The organism is Aquimarina sediminis, from assembly GCF_002895435.1.
Classification (GTDB): domain Bacteria; phylum Bacteroidota; class Bacteroidia; order Flavobacteriales; family Flavobacteriaceae; genus Aquimarina; species Aquimarina sediminis.
Genome location: NZ_POYJ01000003.1, coordinates 1 through 16,148, shown reverse-complemented (window position 1 = coordinate 16,148; position 16,148 = coordinate 1). Strand labels below are relative to the sequence as shown.

The 16,148-nt window shown below is 34.3% G+C and carries 14 protein-coding genes and 2 pseudogenes; 1 reads left to right on the top strand and 15 read right to left on the bottom strand.

The window, feature by feature from the left end:
* Nucleotide 1: 1 nt before the first annotated feature.
* From C1X07_RS08800 to C1X07_RS08740, 14 genes are all read right to left on the bottom strand, one after another.
* Nucleotides 2-4,615, bottom strand: coding sequence for a baseplate J/gp47 family protein (locus tag C1X07_RS08800; protein ID WP_103069641.1), 4,614 nt, complete (start codon nt 4,613-4,615; stop codon nt 2-4).
* A 17-nt stretch (nt 4,616-4,632) separates the two neighbouring features.
* Nucleotides 4,633-5,055 (bottom strand): GPW/gp25 family protein, encoded by a 423-nt coding sequence (locus tag C1X07_RS08795; RefSeq protein ID WP_103069640.1) that lies wholly within the window; start codon nt 5,053-5,055, stop codon nt 4,633-4,635.
* 97 nt (nt 5,056-5,152) lie between these two features.
* Nucleotides 5,153-5,443 (bottom strand): PAAR domain-containing protein, encoded by a 291-nt coding sequence (locus tag C1X07_RS08790; protein ID WP_103069639.1) that lies wholly within the window; start codon nt 5,441-5,443, stop codon nt 5,153-5,155.
* Between the two features lie 13 nt (nt 5,444-5,456).
* Entirely contained in the window at nt 5,457-7,244 is a 1,788-nt protein-coding gene (gene vgrG, locus C1X07_RS08785) for a type VI secretion system tip protein VgrG (RefSeq protein WP_103069638.1), read from the bottom strand.
* Nucleotides 7,241-7,945, bottom strand: a complete 705-nt coding sequence (locus C1X07_RS08780; protein ID WP_103069637.1) for a CIS tube protein — start codon at nt 7,943-7,945, stop codon at nt 7,241-7,243. The genes vgrG and C1X07_RS08780 overlap by 4 nt, the downstream gene beginning before the upstream one ends.
* The gene (locus C1X07_RS24995; protein WP_164914125.1) at nt 7,945-8,097 is read right to left on the bottom strand and encodes a DUF5908 family protein; all 153 of its coding nucleotides are present in this window, start codon (nt 8,095-8,097) and stop codon (nt 7,945-7,947) included. The genes C1X07_RS08780 and C1X07_RS24995 overlap by 1 nt, the downstream gene beginning before the upstream one ends.
* A 14-nt stretch (nt 8,098-8,111) precedes the next feature.
* On the bottom strand, nt 8,112-8,585 hold the full coding sequence (locus C1X07_RS08775; protein ID WP_103069636.1) for a phage tail protein: 474 nt from the start codon (nt 8,583-8,585) through the stop codon (nt 8,112-8,114).
* Nucleotides 8,586-8,598: 13 nt separating this feature from the next.
* Nucleotides 8,599-9,066: a phage tail protein gene (locus C1X07_RS08770; RefSeq protein WP_103069635.1), complete on the bottom strand. Its 468-nt coding sequence runs from the start codon at nt 9,064-9,066 to the stop codon at nt 8,599-8,601.
* 51 nt (nt 9,067-9,117) lie between these two features.
* The gene (locus tag C1X07_RS08765) at nt 9,118-10,080 is read right to left on the bottom strand and encodes a hypothetical protein (RefSeq protein WP_103069634.1); all 963 of its coding nucleotides are present in this window, start codon (nt 10,078-10,080) and stop codon (nt 9,118-9,120) included.
* 39 nt (nt 10,081-10,119) lie between these two features.
* Nucleotides 10,120-11,019, bottom strand: coding sequence for a hypothetical protein (locus tag C1X07_RS08760; protein ID WP_103069633.1), 900 nt, complete (start codon nt 11,017-11,019; stop codon nt 10,120-10,122).
* A gap of 37 nt (nt 11,020-11,056) precedes the next feature.
* Nucleotides 11,057-12,454: a phage tail sheath family protein gene (locus C1X07_RS08755; protein ID WP_103069632.1), complete on the bottom strand. Its 1,398-nt coding sequence runs from the start codon at nt 12,452-12,454 to the stop codon at nt 11,057-11,059.
* A 27-nt stretch (nt 12,455-12,481) separates the two neighbouring features.
* Nucleotides 12,482-13,819, bottom strand: a complete 1,338-nt coding sequence (locus tag C1X07_RS08750; RefSeq protein ID WP_103069631.1) for a hypothetical protein — start codon at nt 13,817-13,819, stop codon at nt 12,482-12,484.
* A complete protein-coding gene (locus tag C1X07_RS08745; RefSeq protein ID WP_103069630.1) occupies nt 13,812-14,456 on the bottom strand; it encodes a DUF4255 domain-containing protein in 645 nt (214 codons plus the stop codon). The genes C1X07_RS08750 and C1X07_RS08745 overlap by 8 nt, the downstream gene beginning before the upstream one ends.
* Before the next feature lie 229 nt (nt 14,457-14,685).
* Nucleotides 14,686-15,363 carry a LuxR C-terminal-related transcriptional regulator gene (locus tag C1X07_RS08740; protein ID WP_206604224.1) on the bottom strand — a complete coding sequence of 226 codons (678 nt, stop codon included), beginning with the start codon at nt 15,361-15,363 and terminating at the stop codon, nt 14,686-14,688.
* 259 nt (nt 15,364-15,622) lie between these two features.
* Between C1X07_RS08740 and C1X07_RS08735 the strand changes: the two are divergent.
* A pseudogene (locus C1X07_RS08735) lies at nt 15,623-16,021 on the top strand (PA0069 family radical SAM protein); the annotation flags it as partial.
* 21 nt (nt 16,022-16,042) lie between these two features.
* Here C1X07_RS08735 and C1X07_RS25505 read toward each other — a convergent pair.
* Nucleotides 16,043-16,148 (bottom strand): annotated as a pseudogene (locus tag C1X07_RS25505) (IS982 family transposase); the annotation flags it as partial.

Genomic DNA, 16,148 nt, shown 5'->3' with positions numbered 1-16,148 from the left:
ATCAATTCGCTTGTTGTGCTATTTTTTTTGGGGTTGCGCATTTTTCTTCATCTATTTCGACACAAACATTTCCTACTGTCAAAATTGATCGTGCGGTCATTGGTTGTATGACCACTCCACTCTGCTTACAAGTCCCATTAAGTCTTAGATCTACGATAAAATCTACGTAGTCTAATTGTTCTATAAATCCAACTATATCCGAAAAACGAACCTCTTGCCCAAAGGATAGTTTTTCTGTGTCACCCAAAAACCAGGGAGCCAGAAAAAGAGTAATATCTTCTTTGAGTTGTTGAGCATAAAAACTTGAAGATTTTCCTCGATATAAACGTACCGCAATACATACGTCTACATACTCATATCTGGGGTTTACAACTTTTAACTTTGCAAAAGGTGAGGTTTTTTTTCGCAGATAAGTGGTTACTTTTTCCAAGACACTTACCGGTGCCTTGGGCTCTAGTAAGTTTCCTGCCATTAATTTTGTCAAATCGGGTATTACCGCTACGATTACAAAACCAGGAGCTATTTCCAGATCCCGATGGTATTGATTTGCTGAGAGTCCCATCGTATGAGATATACATTTTACTTTGTAAATCTCTGTAAAACCTTCGAGCACAATTTTTTCATAATCATTTGCCATTAGTGCTCTTCCTTTGTGTTTTAACTGTTCACTAACTCTGGTATAAAAATGCCCTTCTGCTTCTGGTTTTCTCCCCTCAAAAGAAGGATACAATTGTTCTACTTTTTTTATACTAAAATCTCCTTCAACCAATTTGCTAATACTTCCTGGTTGCAATGGAGTTTCTAATCTATTTGTATCATTGGTAGTACTTAATCTTGCTGATGTCTTTGCTGCCTGAGTGTGTATCCCTATTGTTTCTGCAATTGCTCTTACATTATTGGGAGCCGATACTTTTATCCAATACAAATTTGAAGGCATTATCGTGTTTCCAATGGTACTAATCCCATCTGGCACAGCAATGGTAACAATCCCGGAAACGGTCAAACTATCGGTTTCATCAGAGATCACATCAAAATCAGGTCGCAATTCAATCCATTCATTATTGCTAAGGTAATACCAGTCAATTGTAGCTCTGTTTTGTTCTGAATCTGCTGTTGCCTCTGCCAATTGAAATAATAATGATAGATTAGCTCCAGGAGTTAGATTTTCTATACCTATAAACAAGGTTCCTTCATGATCAAAATATGGGAATAGTGTTGGATTCAGTTCTATTTCTTCTGCTTTGGAAGTATTCTCGAAAGGATAAAGGTGTACTATTTCTATGTCTTCTTTAATCGCCTTGGCAGTATAATCCACGTATAAATTTTTAATAATAGGTGTCCAAGGTTCATTAGGTATTAGTGCCTGAAAACCATTCCCATATAAAAATGCAAAAATTCCTGTAGCACTCAATAAATTATCAAAATTGGTAAATGCCTGTTGTACTTGTATCACCAAATCATCAACTCCATTAGGATCTGTAAATCTATCTTTGAGCTCATCAAAAAAGGTGTTTAAATTATCTATAGTAGTTTGTACACTCCCTGAAGCTATGGTACTCATCGTATCAAGGATATCATCTCGTTTGCCGATAAATGTAGCGGCAAAATCGAGTACTGCCCCAACCACATCGTTAAAATAATCTGTCAGATCCGTATTAAAAGTAGTTCTGGCATTTAGGACAGTTGTTTTTATAAACTCTGCATCAGCAATCAATAGGTTATCATTGAGTTCAATGAAATCAAAAATATCTTCAATAGCAGTTATGAGATCAGTAGATAGGTTACTCACTTTTTCTATTATCTCTTTCTGGCTTAGAATATCATCAAGTGGAGAAATTACAATTTTACTTGAGTCATCAACATAGATTGCATCTGCAAGTTTTTTACCACTACTATCCCCACTAAAGGCATAAGCCAACATCTGTCTTGCCAAAACAAAAGGATATTCTTTATGCAAAAAATCCTGATCTGCTAAAGTAAATTTCAAAAATCCATTTTGAGCGTTTTTAAAAAATTCAAGGGGTTCATCAAATGATACAAATCTGTCTGTAATTGCATTAGTTACTTCCCATCCGTATTTGGTAATATTACAGGCTAATCCTCCAAAATTTGGGTCTGTCTCATCAAACAATTCAATTTTTGAAATATTTGACCAACTCCCTTTATCTAACAGATCTATTTTTACTTTAAAATCTCCCTCAGACAATCCAAAGTTTTCGAGTGCTGGAGGCGCATTGGTATCGGGTCCATGCTTAAGATATGCTTTATAATAATCATGAAAATCTTTTGGTTTTTCTTTCCACTCCATATTAACCCGTACTTCTTCCCACTTTTTGTATAAAATCTCTTTACTACCTATATAAAAACTAGGTCCTAAAAAAAGTTCTGGATGAGACACAGGATCTGCTGGCGTACCCAAATCTACTTGATTCATGGGATCAAAACCCGGAACTTCAGGTCTCACCCCAAAAGGATGTATTTGGCTATTAATGTCTAGCGTACCATCGTCATTTTGTACAATAAGATTTTTTACACCACATACGTCTACATCGATCCGGGCATTTACTAGTTGAAGATGTTTCAAAAAATGATAGGGTGATATTGACAATTGATCCTGTCCATTAGGTTTTTTTAAAGGGCACAAGCATGGATCATATGTATCTGATATACTATCACATTCAATTTTAATTTCATCATTCAATTCTATTTTGACTACTGGAAAGTTATCTTTTAGATCTATTTTTTCTTTTAAGTTTTCTTCATCATAAAAAACTATAGCTGGCTCTTCGGGTAATAGTGTAATGTCAATTTTAAAACGTACATCTGCATCTACGGGGACCGTTCCTGCCACAGGGTTTTTGACAATTGTAATTGTAGATTTTGCCTTAATCCATTCTTTTTCTCCACTAAACCATATGTTAAACAATGTATTCTCACTTTCCTTCTTTGTGGATTCAAACGTTTCTAAACAGGTTCTTAAGTTTTTCTTATCCTTATCATCAAAAATAGGTAAGCAACTTATATTATCTCGTACCTTAAAAAAGTTCTCTAAATCATTAGCATCACCTATTTCATAAGGATTTTGCTTGATCAACAGAGTAGAGAGATACGTTTTAACAGGTAACGACAAATCGCATGTTTCAAGAATTTTGTCATTTAAGTAGTACGTTATTTTTTCAGAAGGAATTGCCAATTTTGTGGTCAAATCATCGAGTAAACTGGCTGCCTGATTAGCAGAAAGAATACTTGTATTAGATATATCACAATCCAAAAAAATGGTAATATCTCTTTTACCTTCTTGTAGAAGTAATACCGGAGACGATAATATGAATCCTAACCTAGCATGTGGATGTTCATTTACAATCAAACGGTCTCCTGGGATAAACTTACTCTCCTTTGACCCCAGAGTATACCAATTACCAAGTTGGTCTTTTTCAAATTTCTTTCCTAAACCATCCATAGAATTCGCTATCGGAGCTATGTATGCCCCTTCGATATATCTGTCATTATGGTTTTGTATCGATTGTAATGCAAATGTTCGAAGATCTTGTATCTGTGCTTTATCTAATATGATTTCATGATCCAGACCAAATGCAACATCTTGTTTATTTGCATCCTTACCATCTAGTAACAACAAATCTTTGGGCAATGGATATGTTTCTAGATGTTTTGCTACTTCAAAAACTATGTGAGCTTTATCGGGCACAGCTTCTTTGGGTATCATTTTTAATACTTCCTCATAAAAAAAGTCAAGATGCTTTTTCCCCAACGTATTAATATCTCCCTGAAAGTGTTTGAAAATTTCTAAGAAGGTAAACATCAATCCAAGGTGTGGTTGATGATTTTGTTGTAAAGATTCTTCTAATGGGCGTATGCTTTCATCAATATACTGAGGTGCTTTATCTATAATTTCTTGCATCCCACTTAGCATTTGATAGAAAATAGAATGTACTTCTTTTGCCGCAATGAAATACCCTTCTTTTATTCCTTTTTTGACCTTTTGTATACATGAATTTAAAGCATAAATTTCTTCCACTCCTAATTTCCAGGGGCTCTCCAAATACTCCTTAAAGTTCCTTTTATCAATACATAAAAAAGTAGCGCTTGAATTATATGTGCTGATATAGCACTTTAAAGGTTCTACAAAAGCAGATCTTATAATCGCAAAAAGAGGTGCCGAAAAACTATTCTCTGCAAACACTACGGTCTTATACAATGTATCTACAGGAATAATAAGTTTATCCAAAACGAAACTAAACAGAGATTCTAATAGCTGTTTTGATGGATTTTCACTAAATTCTTTATATCGCAATAAAAATTGATGTTCTAGCTCTTCTACAGAACTTTTACTTAGTTTGGCTAATTGAAACGGAAGGCTTTCGTTAAAGAAGATTGACCATGTGTCTAGTTTTTGAGACTCCCCTTGTTCGTTATCATTATGATATTCATAAAAATTCATATGTCTCGCATACTCCCCAATCATATGTAATCGATCTGCTAATATTTTCCCTTCGATTGGAGCAGATTCTGGATCCAATGCTTCAATAATTCGAGTACGTTGACTTGTCCCTTTACGGTTTTTTAATGGATGTGCTATGTTAGTTACTTTTTGCATTTACCTATTGGTTTTTATCAAATCCTCTGATCAGCTTCTCTCAAATAAAAATCATACACATAATTATACCTGGTGTTTGTTCCTCCGATCTCATAGTGAACATTAATTTTTAAAATTCCTTCTAACAATTCTAAGGAGTCTGCTTCTGTAATATCAATTCTTTCTACCTTAATTCTAGGTTCATAAAACAGTATAGCTCTTTCGACCAGATCTTTTAAAAACCCAATAAGAGAATTATTCATACTTTCGAACTGATAATCTTTAAGATTACATCCATAATCAGGAAGCATAACTCTTTCGCCCAAACTGGTAGAGAGCAATATTTCTAAGCTCTGTTCTATATCTTTTTCGGCGCTAACCAGCGTAATGGTTTTACTTGTTTTATCAAAATCAGGAGGAAAAGACCATCCTGTTCCTAAATAAGCTTTGTTATTATTCATTTCATCTGTTTTTTTGTTGTTTTAGAGGTCAGATGGAATTCGCCAATAATCATACTGGTGGGTATCCACATAACTGTTATGGCTTATTTCATATCTTTTAGCCTCCAATCATTACAGTTGGAAATCCTTGTACAATTACTCCTCCATGGGCTGTGGTATCTCCCATACGAGCTGCGGGTTTTCCTCCAATAAAAACGGTACTTGAGCCTTTTACTATTGTATCCGGAGGCCCTACGCAAACACACATATCTCCAATAACTGCTGCCGGCTGTCCTCCAATTAATACATTGGGTACCGAAGGTCCTACAATAGGTCCTCCTACGTGAGGTACAGGTCCATTAAACAATGGACATGTATGCATATCTGATATTCTTGCTGCTGGTGGCATTATCTTTATTTTTTTAATTTATATTTACTAGAGAACCTTTTATCTCAGTAATCCCATCTGATGAAAGCTTGGCAGTTGCTCCTTTGACTTCTATACTGGTTTGTGCCGAAATAGCCATTTGAGCGGCACTCATGGTAAGCCCCATTCCTGCTTTTATATCAATTTTTCCTGAAGCTTCAATTTTTATATCACTGGGACTTTTAACTTCTATCCCAGAAGAATTCATTTTTGTAAAATTTCCGTTTTGATCTTCAATTGTAATCGAAGTACTACTTTCATCTAGTATAATACTATTTCCTGCCGGGGTATCTATAGTTATAGTTTTGGTATCATCATTAAAGTGAACTCTCATTTTTGAGCGGGTTACAAATCCTTTTTCATGATTACTATCTTGTGCATTAATAGAAGCTGGGTATTTGCTACTATTCACCATTCCTAGTACGACTGCATCTCTAGGGTCATCATTAATAAACCCTACAATTACCTCATCTTCAATTTCGGGAAGAAAAAAAGATCCTCTACCGCCATTGGTTTCCCCTTGTCCTGCGTCTAGTGTTGATACTCTGGCCCATACTCCTCTAGCTTTGTTATCTATAATAGGTAGTCTTACTAATATTCTGTTTTCACCTTCGGGATCTTCCTGCAGCTGTACTACTTTTCCTATCTGCAAACCATTAATTGCCGGTACCAATCCTGCAGCCGGAGTATCAATGATATCTTTATTAACCTGAGAAAAACAATCTGGTTTTAAACCGAATTGAGCCTGAGTATACCAAGACCCATTATATACATCTTGTCGTACTGCCGATACAAATGCTTTTCCTGTAAATCTAGCACCCACACCTTGCAGGTCGATTAGTTTGCCTGGTTTTAAATCCCCAAAACCAGTAAATTTTGCTCTACCCTGGATTTTTGACAATCTACTAATCTGCATCATTGCTTTTGTCCATTCTTGTAGCTCTTCTACAATAGCTTGTCCAGAATGTCTAAGTTCATATTTTTGAGGACTTAATGTTTCTGCCAATTGTGCTCCACTAACATTGCCTAACTCACTAATATTAACACTATCTGTAAGGTGTTCATACAAATTTTGCCCGGCATAATCCCATGATTTTGCTTCAACCGAGGTCCATTGATTACGTCCATCCATTTGAGCTTCAAAATCGATTAGTGTTGACCCAAAGAGCACAGAAACTGCTGCACTTTCATTAGTTTGCGGAGACTGAACCCCTATTTCACCATCATCTACTATGACCAATTTACCATTGGCTTCAGCTCGACTTAGCAAAAAATCCCAATCTGTACAATGATGTTGAACCATTTCTCGATGAGAAGTACTGGTTGGATCGACATCATGAGATAATCCATTGTATTTATTGATTATCTCTTCTATTATCTCACTGTCTTTTTTGTTTTCGAAATAACAATTATGCCTTCCCAAAGTCATTTTTACAGCTTCATCCCTGCAGTCCAATATTAGCTCTGTCTCTCCACTTTCTTTTACCTTAATACCATGCTTTACAATAACCCCTTTAAATAATTGTTTGTTTTCCCGATCACGTCCTACCTTAATCCTAATTGATTTACCAGGTAAAAATTCTTCTTCTTCACTAATTTTGAAAGATTCTTCAGACGAATCTCCATCTTTTAATACAATTTTGGCAGAGGGTATTTTGTTAATTTCCTTGATTATAGAAATAGAAATTACCTGATATCCAGGATCCATCAGTTGATCATCGATCAAAACATCAAAAGTAGCAACATTATGGGTCGTTTCTATTGGGATTTCTCTATCTTTCATTGCGCTGTTTTATCTAATGGTGGAAAGACCAGTTCTGATCCAGGTTTTATTTTTCGAAATGATGTCAAATCATTTGCTCTTGCAATTTGAGTAACATATTTAGGATCTTTATATATTTTATGTGTGATTAAATCCAATCGCTCACCGGACTTTACCTTTCTTACATGTGTTAAATCAGGAGATTCTTTTCTCTCACGTGCTACTCTTTCTTTTTGTGCTACATAATTGAGAAAGGTAGCACTTGCTTTGATGCGCAACGGATCTCCATTGGGCTTAAAAAGAGTATAATTGAGATCTAAGTTTGACAAAATACAAGGAAACAAAAACTCTCCCCATTGTACTTTTAGGAAATGTGGTCGATGAATTTCTCCATTCATACTATAGACAGTATTCATAAAGATCTTTAATTGCGATTTTACTGAATGATCATCACTATTGTATGCATATCCCTCAATTGTTTGTGTACCATCAAAGGTGAAATCTAACTTTAACTCTTCTGGTTTTGTTCCTTTATAATCTGGATTTGTACCTTGATTTCCTTGTCCTTGTTGCTGATTTAATTCTACTTTAAAATTTTGAGTAAAACTTTCTGGATTTACTGGCAGCGATATCGGATTAGGATCTAATTTGGATAGCGTTTGAAAATCTTCATCTTCAAATGCATGTATCAACACCTTTATCAATTGTCCATTATCTACCATTATCTTTCTGATTTCTCCTTAATAATTTCAAGCACTCTATCTACTATTTCATTAATATTTGTTTCTCCAGAGGTTTGACCTGTCGTACTCACATTTGATGAATTATTGCTAACAGTAGCTTTAATCACCAACTCTCTGATTTCTAAAGGCATAATTGCATTATTTATTAAGTTACGGTTACAAGCTTATAGTAATTATAATTAAGCTCAATGGTTTCAATAAGCACTTCGCCCCTTTCGGCGTTTAATTCTCCTATCTTCCAGCTTACCGGCCATACATGGGATAATTCCCATTGCATAAGGATATCATGATTTTCATTAAGTAGTTCTATATCCACCCTGCTAAGTGGTTCAATACTTAGTTCTTGAAATGCTTTTTGGCACCAGGTTGTTAATCCAGAATCTTTAGGAGTTAACACTCCTCTTTTTAGCGTAAGCGGACTATATTTTCTTCGTCCGGGAATATTATGCTCAAACCTATTCTCCCCTCCTTCTTTAAGGGTTTCTTTTTCTATTTGAACATCTAAACCTGAAATAGATTGAAACTTTATATCTACTTCTTTTTCTCCTGGTAAATCGAAAAAAAATACGCTAAAGTGAAAACCAACTATTTGATGAGCCGTACTTGAAGCTAATTTCATAAATCATGTTTTTTTACTTTGCTTCCAAAATGGTAAGACCTTCGTGAACAAGCTCCATAGTCTCTATAGCTACTTCATTAGCATCTGCTTTTAAATCAGTAGATTGCACTTTGCTAGGCCAAGCATTTTCTAATACCCACGTAATAATAGGCTCATGCTTTTCATTTAGTAACTTAATAGTTACTGCTCTCCTGTATAATGACCCTGTATCATTACCTTCCTGGAAATAATATGTTTTTTGCCATTCTGTAAAAAAGTCAAAATCACCTTCAAAGGTTCCTCTTTTCATCGTGATATTACTATACTTTGTAAGTCCGGGTTGTTTTGTTTTGTTGTATTTTTTACTACTTCCTTCTCTATATTCAATGACTTCTGTTTCAAAGTCCAATCCACTAACTTCAGTGAATCCAATTCGAAAATCACTTCCCCATTCTACCAAAAAGTGAAACTTTGGTAACGGATAATCTCCCATTGCTGCCATATTTTTATGAATTATATATTATTATTTTGTTTTTTAATCGTATTGCTTTACCTATTTCCCAGTATTTAGAGCTTCTGCTACTTTTATGGCTTCTGCAAGACTTGTTTTTTCTGATAAGGTTTTATCACTGATTTTTTTACTATCAACCCATTGGTCTTTAAGAGATTTGGTCATATTCTCGGCATCCTTAAATTCCCCTTTTATCTTTACATAGTATGTATTTCCACTTGCGGTATCTGTATCGGTAGTTTCATCCTTTATAGGAAATTCAGGCATTGGTTTTGCTTTTTTATGATCACAGGGGTATTGAGGGGTATCATGATCCTCTTTTTCTTCTGAATCATCACAATCACCTTCATCATGGGATGTTCCACTTAGAATATTACGTATTCCCTGAAGTTTATTTTCAAGTCCAAGTTCTCCACAGATATAAGCCCATAAAAGAGTAGCACATTTAAGTGTTTCTAATAACTTGGTAAGTACTCCTTCCTGCAATTCGCAAACAAGTTTGATTTTTTCTTCGTAAGCTTCTATACATGCGATAATCTCGTCTTTGTCTTTATCATCAAGATGTTTAAGACAGTCTATCAACTCTTTGAGTAAAACAACTTTCTTTTTTAACCCTTCTTCTCCTTTTTCATAGGTATATAAATAGTCAAATATTGTTTTCACCAAACAGGTTAACTTTTGTAAGACCTCGTAGGTACATTTAGATTTTACACATACAGTGCCTATTTGTTCTAACAAAAAATCAAGTTCAGTAACAACAGCTTTAACTTTTCCGTCGGTAGCTTCAATAAGGTTACACCAATTTTTAAGTTTGGTCTCCCATGCTAGAGAGTTTTCGTATGCTTCTTTTAGACGCTCTGTTTCGGCAGCTTCTACGCTGTATTTATTACAAACTTCTTCGTGTTCAATTTTCCATTTGTCCAGACAATCTTTTGGTTCAGATCCTCCATTCCCCCCATCGTCCTGGCAACAGTTACTGTTTTTATCTTTTATGAAACTTTTCATCTGTTTTATTTTATTTTTTTTTAATGATTAACATTGACCTTAGTCATGGTCCTTTGTCTTCCCTTGTTTTTTCTTAACGGGTTCCTGATCAGAATCTCCACAACAATTATCAAAATCTGCACAAAGATCGAGGCAGTCTCCATCACAATCTTCGTCACAAACAAAGTCAATCACGGATTGTAAACCTTCAATGGTTGTAGCTTTAGAAGCCTCACTACATTCTATTTCTGCAAGTTTTTCTACTACAGCATTTAATTCTTCTCTGGAAAGCTTTATCTCTTCTTCTGTTGACTTAATATTTGATTCTATACACACTTTAAAATCAGTCATTTTAGTCATCATATTTGCTGCAAAATCTTTGAGGCTAGCTGTATTCGTAAATGTTTGAATCCCTCCTATTGTGACTACTGATTCTACAGCATTTTCTGCTTTTTCTTTGAGTGTATTCGTTTTGTTATTGATCTTTTGCAGGCATTGTTTTACTTTTTTTGCCTCATCACTATCTTTATCTACTTTACTGGATTTAGAAAACACCAAATTATTTATGCAACTGGTCATTGTACACAGCTCTGAATCAGCCTCTACAATTTTGGTACATAGATCACTTATAAGCGATGAAGATTCTGCAATAAGTTTTTCGATTTCATCATCTTTTTTAATGTAATCATCAATATTTTTCTGAATAATTTCAGTTTTTTTATATTGTCCTAAAGCGACACAACTCATAAGATCCTGATAGACTTTATATGTTTCTTCTGCCCTATCGAGACAACATATTTTATATCCTCTAGCGGCTTCTTTTGACAGGCGAGTTGTTTCATCGGCCATCTTATCACTTTTGGCTGTATTTTGTTCTTTTTTGATATCGGTAAGACTTACGCAAACCACTGTATCAGGAGTTTGAGAATTACCACTATCATTACCGTTCTTACTTGCCATTTCTATTTTTTTTTAATGGTTTTAATCTATACTGTATTTATTCTGATAGCATTTTATGGCTGAATCTTAAAATGATAAATTCAGCAGGTCTTACTACGGCCATTCCTATTTCTACTATCATTCTTCCTTCCCAGATATCAACTTCATTCATAGTTTCATTGAGTCCTACTTTTACATAAAAAGCCTGTTCAGGAGTTGTTCCCATCAGTGCTCCTGCTCTCCATTGCTGTACCAGAAAGTTATCAATCATTGACTTCACCCTAGACCATGTATTGATATCATTGGGTTCAAATACAAATTGAATTGTTGCTTTTTTTACAGATTCTTCAACCATGTTAAAAAATCTTCTTACCGGTACATAACGCCATTCATTACTGTTACCTGCAAGTGTTCTTGCTCCCCAAATGATCGCAGGACCTCTTCCTACAAAAGAGCGAATTACATTTACAGATTTTCCTGCATTTACATCAACATTTAGTCCTTGCTGCTGCTTATCCGTAACTTTCATCATAGGTCTTACCACTAAATCCATACTGACATTAGCGGGAGCTTTCCATACTCCTCTTGATGCATCTACACTGGCATACAAACCTACCACACCGGGTGATGGTGGCATCTCTAATGGAAAATCTCTAATGGTACTTTGTACTCTAAAATAAGTGGCATTATTTACGGTCTTGAGATCTGCCAGCGTACCACTAAAAGAACCTGTTATAGTTACATTTCCATCTCCATTGCCTTCTCCTCCGTAATAGTAATTGATGATAGTTTCTAGATTAGGAAAATACGTAGCACCGTATTTAAGTTTGTTTTCTTCTGCACCTATAGCCGAAGATCTCATTGTATCGATATTAGCCAACAAATCTGTCTGTGCTGGGTCTTGCCAAATATCCATAACTGTAAAGCGATCTTTTAATTCTTCACACATATCCAGTGACGCTTTAAACAAATTGTAAAAATTTGTTGAGAGTTCAATCCCCTGAGCATCAGGATATACATACAATGTTATTTCGTCTACTTTTTCGGTTGCCTCCAACCCTCCATTGAGTTTATCAAAATCAACCAAACCTGTATCATAATTGCCTACAGATACTATCCAACAAGGCCCTCCTCCATTGGCAAAAAACATCTGTAGTGCATAATGCATTACGTATTTGGATCTGTCTTGTATAGAAGCTATCACCGAGGTTGGGTTGTTAATGTCTCCGGTCACATTTACTGTGAGTCCTGTTTCGATATCAGGATCTCCAAAAAAACGTTCATATTCTAGCAAAGAGGTTATTCTCTTAGGTTCATTTTCTAATGAATTGCCTCTCTCATCTTCTGCTTTCTCTGTATATCCTATAAAAGCTGGAATTGCAGTTTCTACCTGGGCAATTGAAGGTGGAAGTTTTGGAATTTCTTCTATATAAACTCCTGGTGTTTTGTAATTCATAATGTCATTTTTATAAAAGTTTAATTTTTAATTATTTAACAGCCTATTTGATGGATTGATAAAAACCTCTGAATACATTTTCCTCTTATCTACCCGTAAAGAAGATGGTTTGGGTTGAGGTAATATTAAAGTTGTGCCCGTTGTAATAAAAGGTACTGGTGCCTCGGTTAAGGCTTTGGGCACAATAGAAACCAATTTCTTATTTGTAATAGTTTCAGGAACCAAATATTCATCGGTATCTGTAATCTCTCCAGCAGTAAAAACAGTATCACTATGGTATCTCCAATATGTTTTTCGGTTTTTGAATCGTATTTCATATACTGGATGAGGTATTTTGATATCTCCTGGAATAGCAATTCTTGTTTTAATATAACCGTCTGCATCCAAAAGACTATAAGGAGAATCAAGCTCATCAAATCGAATATCAATTATTCCCAATTGATTTTTATCATACAATTCGTCATTGAGATATATTGAGTATACTATTTCGGGACCTCCATTCGTTGTAATCTTGAGATTATACATCCCAGAAGAAATATCACTAGAGTTAACATCCGTTTCATCCTCTTTTGAAAAATTCACCGAAATGGTTTCTATAGGATTACCGCTACTGCTTTTGGTAATCGTTTTTATCTCTGTACTGCTTTCATCTTCTAATACAAATACAATTTCGGTAACGGCATCTTCCTGTTTTAATGAATACAAAAAATTATGAGGTAACAGAATTCGATCTGCATCACTTACAAATCTTCTATTTTCTATATCTTCCCAATGACTGGGGTCACTCCCGTCAGTTTGCAAAATTGCTTCTCTTAGCGTTCCTCCAAAATCAATAAGCGCTCCCATCTCATACTGCATCCCATTTTGATGTTCCTGCAATTCATTGGTCAACTGAAGAGATTGATACACTGGTGCTGTTGCTTCGTTTAACTCTAATTTTTCTTTATTTGTAAAGTAATAGATTGAAGGAAAACTGGATTTAAAACTTAATGCTGTAATTGTTTTAAAAAAAGGAATCTTAGGTCGAATAGAAAACCTGAGTTTAACATCTTCTGGGATACTTAACTTAGGTCTATATGCCCTAGCTCCAACGATATCTTCTGTTTTTACTTCAACTCCAATGATAAACCCAAGTGATGTTTTAGAAATAACCATATTATACTCGTTCATCTTCACTTTAGTATTTTCTAGAGGCTGAATTATGAACTGTTCACTTATATCATATATACTACGTTCTGTTTTTTTTAAAAGTATTTCCTCTTTTTCTTCTTCATTATGTTTAAAAAAAGAAGTACCATCTACTTCGGTTAAGTAGTAATCATGCAAAATTCTAACCTCGAATAGTCTTTTAAATTCTCTACTCATCACATTCTGCATTTATCATGGTTTCTACAGTTTTAATAGTTTCGATTACAGGAGCTACCTCGCCAGAATTCTCCTTGATACTTACTAATCTAACTTTGTACATTGCAAATGGCACTTGTTTACCTCCTAATGAGCCCCATAAATGATTTATTTGTTCAAAGGTTAATGTATACAGTTCTACATTCAGTTTCAATTCATCTTTTGTTTCCTGGTCAATATTGTTATCACTAGAAATGGTAGAAAATGGCGAATTCTTTATTGTAAACGTTTTTTTTGCCTGAAAAAATTGGATTACAAGTGATAATCTACTTAAAGCAAATTCATAAGCATCCTGAAGATCTTGTCCCAATGTTGATGATACAAGTATGTACAGGTTTAAAAAAACAGGTGGCTCTACATACTTTATCCCTCTAGAGGTTTTTAATACATTACTATTATTCTTCAGCGTACTTTCTTCTTCTGTATTGACTAAAGTGATTACAATTTTATTATTTAAATCGCCTTGGTTGTCACTTTCCATTAATGCGATATTATGTAAGATGATATCATCCTGAGTGATTAGGTCACCAGGGGTTCTGTTTTGAAAAACATAACTACTCAATTCATCTCTTAGTAGCTTTAACGCTAATCCGATCATCGATTAAATTCAAATTAAATTCAAAAATTCTTGACTGATGTGTAGGGTACAACACCATGCAACCTCAGCATAACATATCTGAAGTTTTTGCTCTTTACTATTTCTCTATGGATAAACTTGTTTCTAAGGGAAGTTAAAGTTTGAAAAAAAAATGAAACAAATCAATCCCTCAAAATGGGGATTTTGCCTTCTAAACATAGCGTTAACACATTGTTAATCAAATCTTAAATTACAACTCTAATACTTTGGAAGCTACCTTTATAAGCTGAGCTGTGTTCTTAACCTGAAATTTTTGAATCAAATGTTTTCGATGAGATATGGCCGTGTGATTACTAATAAAAAGTTTATCTGCAATCTGTTTTGAAGAAAACCCATCGGCGATAAGTTTAAGCACTTCTTCCTCTCTTGATGATATTGGCGTACATTGTTCTTTTAAGAAACTTCGATCGCGATACCCTCCATTAATCTTAACACAACGTTCTATCTCTTCCTTTTCAGAAATATCAAAAAAATAGTTCAGTGCAAACACCTTCTTCTTTAATTTATAAATTAAGATTTCATGCTTTATATAAATCCTATTTCCTATACAATCAACAATATGATATTGAAGTGTCATCACATCCTGTTCAAAGGGAATAGTAAAAAAATTAAATATTTGCCTTTTTACTTCTAAAACTTCACAAGGGCTTATTAAAGAAAACCAAAAAGACCAACCTTTATTGACAAGCTCATTTGAACTAAAACCCAAAAGTGTTTTAAAAACTCGATTACAGTATAAAAACTTATCCTCTTCGATAAGATACATACCAATCATTAGGTTTTTTAGGTCATCACAAGTGTTTAATATTTTGGATATTTCGGATGTAAAAATGGGTTCCCCTGAGTAAAATTCGTGGTTAAGATTCATAAGAGTATGATAGTTTAATGTGAAAAATTGTGGTTTTAATGAACTATCTAAAGTTCAAAAAATATTTAACCAAGTACAAGGGGGGTTTACCCCGTTTTTATACTTTAATACTGTAACACACCCTATTTTATCTCTAAGCGAGCATTGTATCTACAAATTTGAAGTAATGTAGACTGAATTACTATTGGAATAATTCCATTTATAAATGGAATTATTCCAAAAATAGTACATACTTTTATAGCACAAATTTTCCTAAAAAATGAAAATCAAAAAACATATAAAAGGTAGAGGCGCTCAAGAAAAATCTCATAATAGGTTTTTTGAAAACCATCATGAGATAAGAGACGATTTTCTTGATTACTGCCTTAAACAAGGAGAGGCTATCAATTCTTACAAAACAACCTACATTGAAACTTTTCCTAAAACAATTGTAAATAAAGTAACTAGTCCTGATGTGGGCATGTTATATTCTCTAAATCCTTATCAAGGGTGTGAGCATGGATGTGTTTATTGCTATGCTCGCAATTCTCATGAATATTGGGGTTATGGTGCTGGTCTTGATTTTGAAAGTAAGATTTTGGTTAAAAAAAATGCTCCAGAGTTATTAGAAAAAAAACTGAGAAGTAAAAGATGGAAGGCTTATCCTATCTCTCTTTCAACCTGAATTCGATCTAAGTATTTAGCAGAATAGTGCTAATTGGTTTGATTTGATAGTTTCAAATTTGATTTCTGGTTTCTTTTCTTGAAAAGAATAAGCAATAAGACTAGCTACAAGATTAGTAATA